The sequence below is a fragment of the Paenibacillus sp. p3-SID1389 genome (assembly GCF_025151705.1).
Lineage (GTDB): Bacteria > Bacillota > Bacilli > Paenibacillales > Paenibacillaceae > Fontibacillus > Fontibacillus phoenicis.
Map to the genome: position 1 here is coordinate 1 of NZ_JALXVO010000016.1, position 16,144 is coordinate 16,144.

Below are 16,144 nucleotides of genomic sequence, written 5' to 3' on the forward strand. Positions count from 1 at the left end.
AGCCATTGTTCTGCTTGCATCTGCGCTCGCCGTTTCTCATCATTCGAAACGGGCTGCCGCTTAAAAAACGAGCTGTTCTAAAATTCTGCAAATCTGCCCTTTTCTTCATCTATATAATACCATTTTCGAAAATCACCCCTTAACGACAGTGAAAATGCTATCGCTTCTTCTCTGAAACGGAATTATGCAAAACACTCACCTTAGGATGTTGAGCAAGCGCATACTGCCTGTAATCGGACATTTACGGCTGGACCAAATTAAACCTTTGCACGTTATTTCCTTCTTAACTGAACTCAGAAATGAAGGAAGCCGCCGTGACGGAAAAACTGGTTCTCTATCTACCGGTACGATTTATTATGTACATCGAGTGATGAAAAATGTTTTTAGTCGAGCCGTCGAGTGGTGAATCATCAAAACCAACCCTGTAGCAGATGTAAAGAGGCCCAAAGTTGAGCACAAACGAAGCCTGATTTACAGTGAGGATGAGGTTCGTCAACTGTTCAAAGCACTGGAGAAGGAACCGTATCATTGGCGCATGATGATTACCTTAGCCCTCACAACCGGTTTGCGCCACGGCGAACTCGTTGGTCTTGAATGGAAACATGTCGATCTGGAACAAGGGGTTATTCACGTTAAACAGAGCATCACCATGAACGTTCATGGTAAACCGATCATTAAAGAGCCAAAGACCAAACACTCGATTCGAAAAATCAGTCTATCGGATGCCGTTAATGCCGAACTCAAGGAGTACTACAACCATGCCAAACAAGAATGGAAAGCTCTTGCGAAAATCCATGATAATGAAAATCACTTCTTTGTGTTTTTCAACAATAAGGGCAACGCTTATTATCCGGAGAGCCCTTACTTGTGGTTCAGAGGTTTCCTTAAAAGACACAACCTCCGTTACATCCGATTTCATGATTTGCGCCAAACTTCGGCGACTTTGCTAATAAATCAAGGCGTACACGCTAAGATCATTTCAGAACGACTTGGCCATGCCAGTATAACAACTACCATGAATATTTACGGACATGTCCTTCAAAAGGCGGATAAAGAAGCGGCGAATAAGTTTGATGAAATTCTCCCATTAAAACATCAAAAGGACGCATAAAACCCCGAGCGAAACCGGACTGGAATCCGTTCGGGGTTTTTTTGATCCGAAGGACTATAACAGGTCAGATTTCTGAGGTCTTTTTTTGGGTTCCTTAGGCTCTTTTCCGGCCTTTTGCGATCAGTTTTAACACCAATTTACACCAACGCTGAAAATCGGCAGCTGTATTATCCCTTTCAGGTGTGCTGTTACACCATTGAAAACCTTGATTTACAAGGCATTCCCTATTCTGTTTCACTCCGTACAAGCAACGCTACCGACTCCACATGCACCGAATGCGGGAACATATCCACCGGCGTTACCTCCACGGTCCGGTAGCCGCCGTCCTCAAGGATGCGCAGGTCGCGAGCCAGAGTTGCGGGGTTGCACGATACGTAAACCACACGCTCGGGCTTCATTTTGATAATCGTGTCGAGCAGGTGCGGGTCGCAGCCTTTGCGGGGCGGGTCGACGACGATGACGTCGGCTTCGATCCCCTGCTCTTTCCAGGCTGGGATGACGTCTTCGGAGGCACCGACCTCAAAAGTGACATGGTTCATTCCGTTCAGCTTGGCGTTGACGCGAGCGTCTTCGATCGCCTCTTTGACAATCTCCACGCCGTACACCCGCTTCGCGTGTTGCGCCAGGAACAACGAGATCGTGCCGATGCCGCAGTAGGCGTCAATGACCGTCTCTTGACCGGTCAGACCGGCGTATTCGACCGTTTTGCCATAGAGAACTTCCGTCTGGATTGGGTTTACTTGGTAAAAAGAACGCGCCGAGATCGCAAACTTCACGTCCCCGATATAGTCATAGATCACTTCGCGGCCCCACAGGACGCGAGTTACGTCGCCGAAGATGACGTTCGTCTGCCGTGTGTTGACGTTCTGGCAGATGCTTACCACAGCCGGAAGCTCTTCGCGGATCGCCGCAATCCATTCGTCTTCACGGGGGATCCGATCGCCGTTTGTGACCAGCACCAGCATCATTTCGCCGGTGCGAAAGCCAACCTTTACGACGACGTGGCGAAGCAGGCCTTGGCCTGTCTCTTCGTCGTAGGCGGTGATGCCCAGGCGGCGGCCGATCGCTTTGACGCGGCTGATCACATCATCGTTGCTCTCGTGCTGGATGAGGCACGTCTCCATGTCGATGATGCGATGGCTGCCGCGGGCGTAGAAGCCGCCGACCAGTGCGCCGTCGATGACGCCGACGGGCACCTGCGCCTTGTTGCGGTAGCGCCAAGGCGCAGCCATGCCGATCGTCGGTCGCACGACGACGGCATGGTCGCCGCCCGGCGCGCCAGCTCCCGGCGCGCCCCCTGCCACGCGCAGCTTGCCGATGCGCTCCAGCACGTCGACGACGTGCTGACGCTTCCACGCGAGCTGCGCGTCATAGCTCAAGTGCTGCAGCTGGCAGCCGCCGCACTTGTCGTAGATCGGACAGGGCGCAGCCACCCTGTCCGGACTCGCCTCAACCACGTCAAGCAGCTTGGCATAGCCATACTGCTTCTTCGTCTTGAGCACCTTGACCCGGGCTTTCTCGCCCGGCAAGGCGCCAGCTGCAAACAGCGTGTAGCCCTCCACCCGGCCCACGCCTTCCCCGTCGTGGTTCATCCCGATGATGTCGATCACGACCTCATCATTCTTCACGACGGGAAGGCCGGCCATCGCGGCTTCATGCACGCTGCTCCCGGCACGCGCTGCAGGCCGCGCGCTGGCAGGTCGTTCCGCAGCCGCAGCCACAGCCGCACGCTCCCGAGATGGAAGGCTCCCGGAAGCTTCCCCTCGCCCGCCAGGGTTGCCTTTCGCACCGCCGGCTATTTTTTGTCCTTGTCCTCGGGCTCCACCTGTCCGTCCCCCGCCAGGACGTCGATTGTTACTCCGTTGTTTCTTCATCACTTTCTCCTTCTATGTTCAACTGAACCGGTTACTCCAACATGGCTTTATCTAACACAGTTCAAACTATATACTTTAGTCCAATACTTTCTATATACTTTAATCCTATAATCTAAATCCTCGCCATTAAGGGAAGAACGTCCATTCGACGTCAATGCATCTAATCCAGCCCATCGATAAAACAACTAACGGTAAATCCTCCATCTAATTTACCCCGTTTGGCCCAATTTCGCAAAATTAACTGGAAATCCTACAGCTAATTTGGCCCATTTTCCCCGTTTTCAGCTAAACTCGCGAAATTAACTGTACTTTTTCCAGCTAATTCTCGCAAAACCGCAGTTACTTAAAAAATAACGGTAGAATTTCCACTTAATTCACTTCGAATCCCATACCTTCCAACACCATACATTCCGAACGAACTCTATACATTTCGAACACCATACGTTTCGAACCACCGCCACACCACACCTGCCCCAACCAAGCCAAATCCCCCGCCAACCCGGCGGGGGATCCTCGCAACCTAGGCTTCCTGATGGTGTGCCTCAGGCTATCCTCTGCTTTGCTCTCTTGCATCCATCACTCAAGGACGGACATCCAAAATTCCGTACTCAAGGTGCCTCGATCTAGATCGATTGCATCCGCTCTGATTCAGCTACAACTGCCGTAATCTGACGAACACAGCTGCACCTATCTCAATCACGCCTAAATCAGCCGCAATCTCCATCCGTCCGCCCTAGCACCATCCACCTCATTTACCCTCAAGCAAAAATCTGCAAATGCTGCGGCAAAACCTCGAATACGCCTGGCAATTCGCCGCCCAGCTCGCCGTCGAGATTGAGCAGCACGCGGCCGGGCGAAGTGACTTCCATGCGCCGCGTCTTGAAGTGGACGACGTGCGAGTCGCCTAAATGATCGCCGCGCAGCGCCATCGTGACCAGGCGGATAAATTCCGCCAGGTTGCACTTCTTGAGCGCGATCACATCGAGCAGCCCGTCGTCGATCCGTGCGTCCGGCGCCAGCTTCTCGAAGCCGCCAACCGAGTTGCTGTTGGCGATCAGGAATAGCATGAACTCGCCTTCCATGACCTCGTGCCCTTCCGCATCGATAATCAGCTTGGTGGGCGACAGACTGGCCATTTTCTCGATACCCTTCATGTAGTAGGCCAGCTGCCCGATCAGCGTCTTGAGCCGGCTTGGCACCTCATACGTCAGCTCGGTTAACTTGCCGCCGCCGGCGATATTGATGAAATGCCGGCCGTTCACCTTGCCGATATCGATGGGTCTTGTTTTATTCTCAATGACCAGGTCGCAATAATCCTCCCAACGCCGAGGGATTCCCATCGCACGGGCAAAATCGTTCGTCGTACCGAGCGGGAACACCCCCAGCGGGGGCAAATCACTCTTCCCGGCCATGCCGTTCACAACCTCATTCAGCGTCCCGTCGCCGCCGGCCGCAATAATGATGTCGTATCCGCGTTCGACCGCCAAAGCCGCCTCGCGCGTCGCATCGCCTTCCCCGGTCGTCGCATGACACGACGTCTCGATGCCGCCCTGGTCCAGACGCTCCAGCACGTCCGGCAGAAGGCGGCGCATCTCTTCTCTTCCCGAGGTTGGATTATAAATCAACCTAGCTCTTTTCATTTTCCAAACGCCACCTGAACTCAAAATGTCAACATATCACTGATCCCATTATATTCAATATTTGTTGCGACATCCAGCGAGCCATCAAAGGGTGGGGCAGCAACGCCTCTCCCGAATAGCGATGAGCCAGCCCATTCAACCGCTCAGGAATCGTGACTTTGGTAAAATATCCGGCGCTCAGGAAAAGAGGAGCCACAATGACGTCCATCCCCCGCTGCTCTGACCAATAACGTACTTTGGCAGATACGCTGTCCGGATTCAGGAGCGCGTAATCGGCCCCGCCCGCAAGTCCGGCAAGCTCCGCGCACTGCGCCGCCAGCGAGGCGATCCCGCGTTCCCACCGTTGCAAGAACCCGGGGTGGCTGCTGCCGTGCCCGACGAGAAGCAGCACCTCACGCTCCGGCCGCACCGACAGCCCCTTCACTTTGTCCCACACCATCTCGGCGACCAGCGGACCATCATCGATGGGATCGCCAAAAAACACCCGAGCGGAAACCCGAAAACGTTCCAGGTCAGTTTCCTTCTCCGGTGTATCTTTGACCCCAAGGGCATAGGCGATTTCGTCGATATGAGTACTTCCCGAGGACACGAACAAGGGAATGACGATGATGTCCGTCACTCCCTGGGCTTCCAGCTGATCGATGCCGTCCTGGATCAGGCGGCCTTCCACCGTTTCGAGGAAAGCACAGGCGAGCGGAAGCCCGGCGGGCAAATCGTCCGCCGCTTCCGCCACCGCCGCTTCCACGAGGGCTACCCAATGCTCATCTGGGGAGCCGTGGCTGATGACAAGCACACCCGGTTTCTTGGAGTCCCCCATTTGGAGCACCTCCCGGCCATCTTCCGGCAACCTCATCGACCTTGCCTTCATTTCGTCTGTCATACGCTTAGCGACCTAAACGGTCCAGCGCCATTTTGTAGCCGTCGTTACCGTAATTTAGGCAGCGCTTCACCCGGGATATTGTCGCCGTGCTGGCTCCGGTTTCTGCTTCAATCTGGTTGTATGTGTTGCCTTTGCCCAACATTCGGGCGACTTCCAGCCGTTGCGACAAAGACTGAATTTCGTTAACGGTGCACAGGTCATCAAAAAAGATGTAACATTCCTCGATGTTCTTTAACGTTAAGATGGCTTCAAATAATTGATCAATCGTTTTGTCATTTAATTTCTTCAGCTGCACTGAATTATCATCCCCTACCGTTACTGTAACCACACCCCCATTGTACCCGAGGGGCGTACTCCTTTTCAAGCATTAACGATTTCACGCATCACAGAAAGAACGCCCAAATTCCGCGAACGCCCACCAGAACCGGGACATTCGTCCATACGCAAGGCAGGGCGGGCACATACAGTATAGTAATACAAACGCCTAGCCAGGGATCATCACGCCGATCAGACCATCCGCGCGTGTCCCATTCGGCGTATGTCAATTCGCTCCTAGGTCTTGTCTCGGGAGGGCGGACAAGAAGGAAACGGGCCTTACGGTCAGCCTGCCCGGGCAAAATATCCGAAAAGGAAAGTGATACCCATGCCTCATAACTATGATTCCCGCCAAGGTCCGGTGCCCCCGTTCCATCCGTACACCCATAATTACCCGGGGGTGAATCCGTACGAAATTAAAGCGGTGGCTTCCTCACTGGTTCCCTATTCTCCGCCGACACCCACACCGACCCAGGCGCCGACTCCCACCCCGGTTGTCACAACCACGCCAAAGGCCGGCGGCCTGTCGCTGCCCAGCTTAAGCGACCTAAAAGGCATCGTCGACCGCATGGGTGGGATCGACGGCATCTTGGCGACGATGGGCCAGGTGCAGAAGGTGATGCAAACCGTACAGCAATTCGCCCCGATGGCGAAGCTGCTCACCTCGCTCTTGCCCGGCGGCAAAGGCAGGGCGGGCAGCAGTGTCGGCCGGATGGACGATTACCGCCCGCGCCGCCGTAAAACCAATCGCAAGAAAAGCGGCAGCCGCACCGGCTCCGGCCGCAGCGGAAAACGCTCATCGACCGGCAAATCCGGCAAGTCGGTCAAATCGGGAAAACGCCGCCGTTAATCCGGCGGCGGCTTTACTTTTACCGAGCTCTCCGGTGCTCACTTAAACCAACCGCGCTGCCTGAACCAAAGGATCATCCAACCGCCCAGCGCCGCCATTAGTCCGATCACCGCAAAATACCCGTATTCCCAATTCAATTCGGGCATGTTCACGAAGTTCATTCCATAAATGCCAGCGATTAGCGTCAGCGGCATAAAGACGGTGGTGATAACCGTCAGCGTCTTCATGATCCCGTTCATCCGATTGGAATTCAGCGAAATATAAGAGTCGCGCAAATCGGCGGTCATTTCCCGGTCAGCCTCGATCATCTCCGACAACTTAAGTAGATGGTCGTAAATATCCGCGTAATAAGCGCGCGGCTCTTTATCGCCTTGGACATGCTGTGAGTTCAAGATGCGGTACATGAGATCGCGCATCGGCACGATCGTCCGCCGCAGCTTCAGCAGCCGGCTGCGCAGGTCAAACACCTGGTTCATCAACTCCTCCACCGATTCGCTGCTTCCTTTGCCCTCCAACTCATTCAGATCATCTTCAATCGCATACACACAAGGAAAATAATGATCCACCAGGCTGTCGATCACCATGTAAGCCGCCGAATACGGCCCGTGAACCCACACCTTGCGCTCATGGGCCCGCTTCAGCATATTGCTCCACGCTTCATCCAATTCATCCAGCTGGCGCTGGTGGAACGAAACTAAGTACTCGTCCCCGATAAACAGATCCACTTCCACCGTCTCCAGCGTTCTTTCATCAATCGCATGAAGCACCAGAAATTGAAAATCGTCGTAATAGTCCATTTTCGGCCGTTGCAAAATATGCAAGCAATCCTCAATCGCCAGCGGATGGAAATGGAAGAAGCTCGACAGCAGCTCCGTCTCCTCCGGTGTTGGGGTATCCAGATCGACCCAGGTCCAGACGAACTGCTGATTATGAATCTGCTCCAGCGGAAATCCCTCCACCGTCTGGTGATCTCTCATCATGCCCATCGTTCTGATCATGCCGAACCTCCCAAAAAAAGCCAATCCTCAGCAGATTGGCTTACTCGAATTTCATCCTTAGAACAACAATTTATAGATCAGCCCGGCCATCACAAACACGATCGGAATCGTAATTACCCAGGCAATGACGATCCGCCCGGCCATCGACCAACGTACGGCGGAGAAACGTTTGGCTGCGCCTACGCCGAGGATGGACGAGGTGATGGCATGCGTCGTGCTGACGGGCAAATGAAACAACGTGGCCCCGAAAATAACCGATGCAGCGGAAAGATCCGCGGCGAAACCGTTGATCGGCTCGATTTTGAAGATCTTCGTACCCATCGTCTTGATGATTTTATAACCGCCAACCGATGTCCCGAGCGCCATCGCCGTCGCTGCGGCCAGTTTAACCCACAGCGGCACTTCCATATGATCTTGGAAGTCTGCCGTCACCAAGGCGAACGTAATAATCCCCATCGCTTTCTGGGCATCATTGGTGCCGTGCGTGAAGCTTTGGATCGCTGCAGTCACGATTTGCAACGACCGGAAGCCTTTATTGACGGTATGCGGACTACGCCGGGCAAAGATCCATCTCAAGATGGTCATGACGATGTAACCAATCACAAAAGCGATGATTGGGGAGAACACCAATCCCTCTACAATCGTCGTAAATCCGCCCCAGTTCAGCTTGTCCGGTCCAGCCCCCATGTACACCGCCCCGGCCAGGGAACCAATCAGTGCATGGGAAGAAGACGACGGAATGCCAAACCACCAGGTAATGAGGTTCCAGATAATTGCCGACAACAGCGTGGCGACCAGCACTTCCAGACCGTTATCCAGCTTCGCCGGATCGGCGACACTACCCCCAATTGTTTTCGCGACGCCCGTAAACATGATAGCACCTAAGAAGTTCATGACCGCTGCCATCATGATCGCAGTACGCGGCTTCATCGCGCGTGTTGATACCGAGGTCGCAATCGCATTGGCTGTATCATGAAACCCGTTAATGAAGTCGAACGCCAACGCCAGTATGATAACGATAAGCATAATCATTAAACTCGTATCCATAGCATTTTTGCACAGATGGCTATCTCTCTATATAAATCCGCGCAATTCCAACCTCCCGAAAATCAAATATAAAGTGAAGTTTCTTAAGAATTACGCATGATGATGGATTCCAGCATGTTGGCAACCTTCTCGGCAGCGTCGGTTGTCGTCTCCAGCCGCTCATAGATCTCTTTCTTCTTGATCAGTTCGATCGGATCGGTCACCTTCATGAACAGCTCCTTGATGCAAATCCGCAGCAGTTCATCGCCTTGATTCTCCAGGTCGTTAAGACGAATCGTGTATTCGCGGATTGCGAGCAATTTTTTCTGGGACAGCAAATGAATCGCCTTTTGGATCTCATAGGCCGAGTTGCGTAAAATTTCGGCAAAGCGAGCGATATATTCGTCCGGCCCGTTCAAATTGTACATAAAAAAACGGGATGTCGTAGCTTCCAAACCGTCGATCACATCGTCGAGGGCGGTAATCAGATGCATAATGTCGTCACGCTCGATGGGCGTAATAAACGTTTTGTTCAATTCCACGATGATTTTATGGGTGTAACCATCACATTGGGATTCGAACTCCTTCATCTTCTTGGCGAAGGCTTCAACGTCCCTGAAGTCCGCGACCTGCTGGGCGAAATAGTCCGCCGAATGCACGATCGTATCTGCCATATCCTCTAACGTCTGGAAAAAGATATCTTTCTTCTTCAGTCGCATCAGTATCCCCTTTTCTCTCCATAAGGTAGTTCTTGTGGTTGATGTTTTTACACAACCTTGAATATCTTATCACAACTGCATCACAGATAGGAAATATTGTCGCAAACATTTCACCTTCATGCGCTTATATTTCCCCTTATTCTCCCAGAGTTATCCTTTAATCGCCCTGGAAATACAAAATCTGCCTTTCTTCTCCTTTACTCTGCCTTTACATGACTGGCGAAATCCGGCGTATTGGGGACGATATGAATAAAGGTTTGGCCCGGCACCATAGGGATCTCCGCGTTATCCTTAATGAACCGGATCATATCGCCTTCCTTGCGGATCCAGTTGGCCTGAATGACTTTGCCTTGCTGGAACAATATCGCTTCACCGCCCAGCTCCAGTCCTACTTCCAGACGGCCGACATCGTCCAGCACCCGGTGGTCTGCCCCCATAACGACGACATTCGCAGCGGTTAATGGATCGCCCGTCTCCAGATCGGTGTGAGGCTCGCCATTGATGAACCGCTTGTAAAGCCCGGACGCCGCATCATATTCGTAACCCACCCGGTAGCTGTCCAGTTGAAACTTAATCTCCACGTGATTTGCGGTCTCCAGGGAATCCGAATGTTCATTTTCCTTATAAAAAAGATACCCCGGCACCGCCGTATCCTCCGTGGCATACCCGCGCTTCGCGGCGCCTTCCAGCAGCTTCTCTACGTTGGAATACAAATTGTGCGGAGCCTTCCGGGACTTGTCCCGCCAGAAATAAGCGCCGGCGTTTGTGATCTCGTCCAGATCCTCTTTATGCTGTCTTTGCAGGATCGCAAACGCTTCGTTGCTCGCCCCGGCATGCACCAACACCCCGTGGTAGCTCTCGCCCAAATCGATCATGTACGGGCGAATGCTGCGAATCGGGCCGATCTTGGCATTGTCCGCTTGACTGTGGAAGATGGATACAAGCCGCGTGACTCCGCCTTCCGCCAACACCTCGTATACAACATCGGCATCGATTAACCCCGATTGCGGGCGGGCTGCCGGCGCATTGTTAATCATAATGGCAAGCGGTCTGCGGGTCAGCGGCTCCTCGAGCGGCAATCCCGTCAACGGAGCCGTATAGGCAGGCGCCGCCGGTTCGGGCTCAGCAGTGTCCTCCGGGGTCTCCGTCTGTTGCGGCGGAGCGATGTTATCCGCAGGCGTGGCCGTCTCCTCGACCTTCCCGCAAGCGGAGAGCATAACGATAAGCAAGAATAAGAGCAGCAGCCAACTTAACTTCAATGATTTCAAAGGCATGTCCTCCGTCAAAATTCTTAAGTTTTTTACATTATACGTTGAATTCCTCTTTCGGGGGAAGCCGGAACAAAAGCAAACCTCTCAGCGAACCCCATATTTCATTCTAATTCTGAATTGGGTGTTTAAAATACAGTTCTTCATATGAATACTACAGGAGAGGAGAGATTATCCACGGGATCAAACGAACCTTGTCGCCGCATCCATGTATAAGGAGATGAAGAGATGATCGTAAAATGGTTAAGGGAGAGCATCGTTGCCTCTTGGCTGCTCTTGCTGTTCAGACTATATGTAGGTTACGAGTGGCTAACCTCCGGTTGGAGCAAAGTAACCGGCGGGTTTAATGCCGCTGGATTTCTGACGGGCGCTTTGGCGAAGACCAGCGGCGAACACCCCGCTGTGCAAAGCTGGTGGGCTTCCTTCCTCGAAAATTTTGCCGTGCCCAACGTCGGTTTGTTTAATATCCTTGTCCCTTACGGCGAGGTACTTGTCGGTCTGGGCCTGATCCTGGGCGGCTTCACTTGGCTGGCTGCCTTCTTTGGCATGGTCATGAACTTTGCCTTCTTGTTCTCAGGGACCGTAAGCACGAACCCGCAGTTGCTGCTGCTCCAAATCTTTATCGTTGTCGCCGGCACGAACGCCGGGCGGATCGGATTGGACTACTTCATCCAGCCTTACTTCCGCAACCGCTATGGACGGCGGCGTTAACCAGTCCCATCCCGAGAAAAAAAGCGCAGAACCCCAATTCCCAATTCTTGAGGTTCTGCGCTTATTTATATGGATCGGTCGTTGTGTACCGGGATCACCGCCCGGTCAACAACCGCCGAACTTCCAGCAGTTTAAGCTAAGGCTGCCGTATTGATAATCCTGAAACAATTTCACAGCATGGCGTTCATCGTCTGCCGCCCCCATGGCGTAGAAGAGCGGAACAAAATGCTCCCGTCCGTACGAAGGAATCGCCATCCGGACATGCGGTGCTTTGCGGTCATAATCAAAGAGCTGCCGCAAGTCCCAGTTCTCCAGCTGCTCTCCGATCCAATCGTCGAATTCCACGGCCCACGCAGCCGGCTCTCGTCCTTCCCAATCGAGCAAGCGAAGATTATGAACAAGTCCGCCGCTGCCGATCACAAGGACGTTCCGCTGCCGCAGCTCCGTGAGCATTTTGCCGATGGCATACTGCTCTTCAGGCTCGCGTTTGGCGTCCACAGACAAGGCTACGACAGGGATATCAGCAGACGGAAACATCAGCCGCAGCACAACCCAGGCTCCATGGTCCAGACCTCTGCCTGTCGAAGTTTTGTAAGGCAGATTGTGCGCTCGGAAAATCGCTTCGATTTCTTCACTAAGCTCGGGACTGCCCGGCGCCGGATACTCGATCGCGTACATCTCTTCCGGGAAGCCGTAGAAATCGTGCATCGTCATATGCTTCGTATCCGTCGAGACCCATTGATCCGGAGCATCCCAGTGCGCCGAGAAGATCACAATGGCATCGGGCGGTTCCAGCATTTCTTGACCCAAGCGGTGAAGAAAATCCGTATATGCGTTCTTCTCAATCGCTAATGTAGGCGATCCGTGTGCAATAAACAATGCAGGCTGAGACATCTCCCAAACCTCCCTACGCCAAAAAAATGGTTACACCTTCATTGTATCCATCCCCGAAGGATTTTACCAGTTTTTGTACGTCTGGGTTTGACGGTGCCTCCTACTCATGTCCTTAAATCATCCAATGCTGCCACTCGGTCTGCAGGGCTTCCAACCCTCCGAGCCATTCCTTAGTCTTCCGGATGACCTGTTGCTGATGGTCACCGGACGAGAACGTGTGACTGCCTTGGAAAATAATCTCCTTATCGCAGCGCCCCTCTGGACGCATCCAGAACACCTTCTGATATAAGAAAGCATAGTCCGCCGGAATAATATCGTCTGAGGTTCCATGAACAACCAGTACGTCACCGGAAAATTTAACGGCTTCCTGGAACGGTTGATATTCGCCCAGCGAATCAAAAAATTTCGGCGTCAGTCCGTAGCCCAAATAGTCAGCGCTCCCTTGCTTTACCGCCCGGTCATATAGATCGCGTCCGGTGATTTTGACAATATCGCTGAACGGGTAGCCAACCGCCGACCATAAGACAAGGTTCTTTACGCGTCGGTCACGGATGGCGGTTAGGAGGGCAATCAAACTGCCAAGGCTGTGTCCAAGCAGCGATACCCGCGTCGGGTCAACGTCAAACGCGCTCAGGCCATAATCCAGCACCGAACGGGTCTGGGCGATCATCGACTCTACGCCATGGTCACCGTAAGAACCGCTGCTCTCGCCGCATCCGAGATAGTCGAAGCGAAGCACGAGGAAGCCGTCTGCTGCAAGCTCCCTTGCAGTCTTGACGAATAGACGGTCAACGCCGATACGGCTGCCTACAAATCCGTGGCAGATGACGACCAAGGGAGCGCGTTGGCAGCGCCCCCCTTGTTTGTTCTCGGCCGGGTAATGTATGCTGGCCGCAAGCTGTTCTTCTCCATGATTGATCACAATCTGTCTTTCCATAACCCGTCTCCTCCCCGTATTCCGGCAATGATATATACTTTAAATCCGATAAGTTTAATATGATTTTGTTTGAACTTATCTTAGCATTACCCGAGCCGGGGTGTCAATCGGATCGCTGAAGAATCGCAAGAAACTCACTTATTCATAGGACTGGCGGAAGTACGCATGGGTGGTAACCCGGCCCTCCCACTCTTTCATAAACCGATGATTCCCCAGATCACCTTCGTCACACGCCTCGTCATCCCCGCACAACATGCCGCTTTCCTCATCGCTCTCATTGGTTACGACTTCTTCCAGGCTTCCCCGAGAGTTGCTGTTCAGCAAATACCTCCGGGTCAGCTCCGATTCATATTTTCCCACTGGCTCTGCCTCCCGCAACTTTAGTGTGATTGTGTGCAGACCGCCTTGTCGCCATCAAATCGATTTTCAGCCTGATTGCCGGCGCCTGCCGTTTTGCTTATAGAGTAGTTTTTGGAGGGAGGGACGCTTTTTATTCCTTGTTCAAGGAATGTTCATGATCCATTAGTTCTGTTCCGCTTCCACTTCTGCCGTGCCTCGGTCCCTTGCGAATGGGACAAACTATGAAGTATACTACGGAAGAAACTGGGAGGAGAGATACAACCATGTACATCCACGAAATGATCGGCGAAACGAAACGGCTACGACAACAAATGACGCCGGAGAACGAAGCATATTTCGGGGAAATGGTCTTGTACTTCCGTTCCGGCTCCAGCTCGCTTAGTGAAGCCAAAGGGGAAGAACTCCTGCTGGACATCGCCCGGCAAATCATCAAAAATCAAGCCAAAGGCATCTCGGCGGCAGAACGCTTCGGCCCCGATCCGAAGGCTTATTGTGCGGAGCTGGCGGAGGACGTAAAGGCACGGAAGCCCCGGACGCTGAAGGACAAAATCAAATATTATACGATGATCCCCTGGGTAGCTTTGACCTGGGTCTTCTTTATTTATATGATCACCGGTTTCTTCAGCAAATGGTTTGGCGGGGAGCTCGAATATACACAGATCAGCACCTCCTCGCTGTTGATCATCGCCGTACTGTCTATCGTGCTGATTGAGCTGGTCACTCGCTTCCTCGGCAATAGCTCCAAAGCCGTCGAAGGCCAGAAGGCCGCCGGAGGTGGAAGACCGGCAGGACCAGGAGCAAAACCAGGAATGCAGTCCAACTCAGGACCGCGCGGCTTTAATCTTCGTGCGTTCGGCACTTACATCGCCGTTGCCGCCGTGTTGATCATTGTTGGCACCGTATTAAACCGAATTATGCCGGCATTTACCGTTTCGCCTTGGGACAGCCTGATCTTGTTTGCCGTGGGACTGGCTGGGCAAATTTTCTTTTTTGGTCGCCGCTCGAAGAATTAAGCAGAAAAACCACAGAAGCCGCATCCCCCAAACGATCAAGAGGATGCGGCTTTTGCGGTTTATTTTTACATAAGGAGATCAAATCTCGATCCGTTTCTTCAGCAAATACGTTATCGCGTAAAACATCAAAGCCGCTACGACCACTTCAAGCAAGAACGGCCCAAGCGGAAGCAGATTCACCGATTCACTCGCCACTGCACCGTTCTCCTCGGCCATCCCGATATGAATGATTCCGAAGTTCGCAAAGGTACTATTCGTATCTCGAAAGATCAGGCTTTCCACCCAAGACAACCCGTTCTGAATGACAAAAAAGGAAATGATGCCGACCCACATCCCGGCTTTGCCCCGGATGCTGACGCTGGCGCCAATCGTGATCGCCATAAAGACCGTTAGCACCAGCAGCGTATACACCCAAATGATGGTCAGGATGACGAACAGAGTGTTTTGGAGCCCGTTCGTCTCAATTTGAATAATGTTGATCGGTACCTGGGCGATCCGAAAATAGATCGCAGCATGAACCACGACAATCACCGCGATGATCAGCGCCACGAGCCAACTGAATACCAGGCAAGACAGGATCGTCCATACCGGATGCAGCGGGAGCAGACGGCGATGATAGGCTTTGATATTGTAGGCAAATGTTTTGCAGGACTGCACGACCATAATGATAGCAGCGGTAAAATAAAGAACGGTGGTTAAGCCAAAGATCGTCTCCGCATCCCAATGGCGAAGGTTGCCTGTGATCGACAGCAGTCCTTGCACGATGACCAGGATCGCAGCCAGCCCCAGCACGGTATTGGCATTTTGTTTGATATCGTACTTCAGCAGCTTTCTCATTTACGCGAACACCTCTCTGAACATGTCATCGACGCTCTTGCCATAGCGAATCCGCAGGTTCTCCACTTCCTCCTGCATGACAACCTCGCCGCTGCGGATAAAGATTACCTCATCGAAAATCCGCTCAATATCCGAAACCAGATGGGTAGAGATGACGAGGCTGCTCTCTTCGTTGTAAAATTCCACGATCGCATCCAAAATTTTGGTCCGGGCCACCGGGTCCACCCCGCCGATCGGCTCGTCAAGCAGATACAGCTTGGCATTTCTCGATAACGTTAACGTCAGTTGAAGCCGTTCGTTCATGCCCTTCGACAGGGAGCTGATTTTGTCCTTCTCATTCAGATTCATAAAGTCCAGCATCGTGCCGGCCTTCTCCTCATCGAAATCTGGGTAGAAATCGCGGTAAAATCCAATTGCATCCCGCACCTTCATCCACGACTCCGTTAATGGACGATCGGGCATGAAGGAAACCAACGATCTCGTCGTTAGTCCCACCGGCGTTCCGTCCACCGACACCTTGCCTCCGGAAGGATGAATCAGGCCGGCGGCGATTTTCATCAGTGTGCTTTTGCCGCTGCCATTCGTGCCTAGCAGGCCAACGATCTTTCCTTTGCCGACGCTGAAGGACACGCCATGCAATGCCTTTTTGCTGCCGTACGATTTTGATAGGCCTTGTACTTCCAGTAGCGGTTTCATTGATGGTTGCCCTCC

At 52.8% G+C, this 16,144-nt stretch carries 18 protein-coding genes; 5 read left to right on the forward strand and 13 right to left on the reverse strand.

Annotated features, from left to right (window positions below; genetic code table 11):
* Positions 1 to 205 precede the first annotated feature (205 nt).
* Entirely contained in the window at positions 206 to 406 is a 201-nt protein-coding gene (locus M3G15_RS08800; RefSeq protein WP_260070661.1) for a tyrosine-type recombinase/integrase, read from the forward strand.
* Between the two features lie 63 nt (positions 407 to 469).
* Complete coding sequence (locus tag M3G15_RS08805) at positions 470 to 1,111, forward strand: site-specific integrase (RefSeq protein ID WP_260070705.1); 642 nt, start codon at positions 470 to 472, stop codon at positions 1,109 to 1,111.
* Positions 1,112 to 1,335: 224 nt separating this feature from the next.
* Here M3G15_RS08805 and rlmD read toward each other — a convergent pair whose 3' ends face one another.
* From rlmD to M3G15_RS08825, 4 genes are all read right to left on the reverse strand, one after another.
* On the reverse strand, positions 1,336 to 2,985 hold the full coding sequence (rlmD, locus tag M3G15_RS08810) for a 23S rRNA (uracil(1939)-C(5))-methyltransferase RlmD (RefSeq protein ID WP_260070662.1): 1,650 nt from the start codon (positions 2,983 to 2,985) through the stop codon (positions 1,336 to 1,338).
* Positions 2,986 to 3,743: 758 nt separating this feature from the next.
* Positions 3,744 to 4,625, reverse strand: a complete 882-nt coding sequence (locus M3G15_RS08815) for a diacylglycerol kinase (RefSeq protein ID WP_260070663.1) — start codon at positions 4,623 to 4,625, stop codon at positions 3,744 to 3,746.
* 28 nt (positions 4,626 to 4,653) lie between these two features.
* Entirely contained in the window at positions 4,654 to 5,442 is a 789-nt protein-coding gene (locus M3G15_RS08820) for a sirohydrochlorin chelatase (RefSeq protein WP_260070664.1), read from the reverse strand.
* Between the two features lie 67 nt (positions 5,443 to 5,509).
* Positions 5,510 to 5,800, reverse strand: coding sequence for a YerC/YecD family TrpR-related protein (locus M3G15_RS08825; RefSeq protein ID WP_009224548.1), 291 nt, complete (start codon positions 5,798 to 5,800; stop codon positions 5,510 to 5,512).
* A 348-nt stretch (positions 5,801 to 6,148) separates the two neighbouring features.
* Here M3G15_RS08825 and M3G15_RS08830 point away from each other — a divergent pair, with 348 nt between their 5' ends.
* Entirely contained in the window at positions 6,149 to 6,670 is a 522-nt protein-coding gene (locus M3G15_RS08830) for a hypothetical protein (protein WP_260070665.1), read from the forward strand.
* Positions 6,671 to 6,708: 38 nt separating this feature from the next.
* On the opposite strand, the gene corA is transcribed toward M3G15_RS08830, so the two are convergent.
* The 4 genes from corA to M3G15_RS08850 all read right to left on the reverse strand — a co-directional run bounded on the left by corA (position 6,709) and on the right by M3G15_RS08850 (position 10,687).
* On the reverse strand, positions 6,709 to 7,668 hold the full coding sequence (corA, locus tag M3G15_RS08835) for a magnesium/cobalt transporter CorA (RefSeq protein ID WP_260070666.1): 960 nt from the start codon (positions 7,666 to 7,668) through the stop codon (positions 6,709 to 6,711).
* A gap of 57 nt (positions 7,669 to 7,725) precedes the next feature.
* On the reverse strand, positions 7,726 to 8,715 hold the full coding sequence (locus tag M3G15_RS08840) for an inorganic phosphate transporter (protein ID WP_009224545.1): 990 nt from the start codon (positions 8,713 to 8,715) through the stop codon (positions 7,726 to 7,728).
* A gap of 83 nt (positions 8,716 to 8,798) precedes the next feature.
* Positions 8,799 to 9,413: a DUF47 domain-containing protein gene (locus M3G15_RS08845; RefSeq protein ID WP_036644878.1), complete on the reverse strand. Its 615-nt coding sequence runs from the start codon at positions 9,411 to 9,413 to the stop codon at positions 8,799 to 8,801.
* Positions 9,414 to 9,610: 197 nt separating this feature from the next.
* Positions 9,611 to 10,687, reverse strand: a complete 1,077-nt coding sequence (locus M3G15_RS08850; protein ID WP_260070667.1) for a DUF3048 domain-containing protein — start codon at positions 10,685 to 10,687, stop codon at positions 9,611 to 9,613.
* A gap of 222 nt (positions 10,688 to 10,909) precedes the next feature.
* Here M3G15_RS08850 and M3G15_RS08855 point away from each other — a divergent pair, with 222 nt between their 5' ends.
* On the forward strand, positions 10,910 to 11,392 hold the full coding sequence (locus M3G15_RS08855; protein WP_260070668.1) for a DoxX family membrane protein: 483 nt from the start codon (positions 10,910 to 10,912) through the stop codon (positions 11,390 to 11,392).
* Positions 11,393 to 11,497: 105 nt separating this feature from the next.
* Here M3G15_RS08855 and M3G15_RS08860 read toward each other — a convergent pair whose 3' ends face one another.
* From M3G15_RS08860 to M3G15_RS08870, 3 genes are all read right to left on the reverse strand, one after another.
* On the reverse strand, positions 11,498 to 12,286 hold the full coding sequence (locus M3G15_RS08860; protein ID WP_260070669.1) for a DODA-type extradiol aromatic ring-opening family dioxygenase: 789 nt from the start codon (positions 12,284 to 12,286) through the stop codon (positions 11,498 to 11,500).
* A gap of 112 nt (positions 12,287 to 12,398) precedes the next feature.
* Positions 12,399 to 13,223, reverse strand: a complete 825-nt coding sequence (locus M3G15_RS08865; RefSeq protein WP_009224540.1) for an alpha/beta hydrolase — start codon at positions 13,221 to 13,223, stop codon at positions 12,399 to 12,401.
* A gap of 138 nt (positions 13,224 to 13,361) precedes the next feature.
* Complete coding sequence (locus M3G15_RS08870) at positions 13,362 to 13,583, reverse strand: hypothetical protein (RefSeq protein WP_036644877.1); 222 nt, start codon at positions 13,581 to 13,583, stop codon at positions 13,362 to 13,364.
* A 263-nt stretch (positions 13,584 to 13,846) separates the two neighbouring features.
* On the opposite strand from M3G15_RS08870, the gene M3G15_RS08875 reads away from it, so the two are divergent.
* The gene (locus M3G15_RS08875) at positions 13,847 to 14,596 is read left to right on the forward strand and encodes a DUF1129 family protein (protein WP_260070670.1); all 750 of its coding nucleotides are present in this window, start codon (positions 13,847 to 13,849) and stop codon (positions 14,594 to 14,596) included.
* A 78-nt stretch (positions 14,597 to 14,674) separates the two neighbouring features.
* Here the strand turns inward: M3G15_RS08875 and M3G15_RS08880 are convergent, their stop codons facing one another.
* Entirely contained in the window at positions 14,675 to 15,433 is a 759-nt protein-coding gene (locus M3G15_RS08880; protein ID WP_260070671.1) for a hypothetical protein, read from the reverse strand.
* Positions 15,434 to 16,129: an ABC transporter ATP-binding protein gene (locus tag M3G15_RS08885; protein WP_260070672.1), complete on the reverse strand. Its 696-nt coding sequence runs from the start codon at positions 16,127 to 16,129 to the stop codon at positions 15,434 to 15,436.
* Positions 16,130 to 16,144 lie beyond the last annotated feature (15 nt).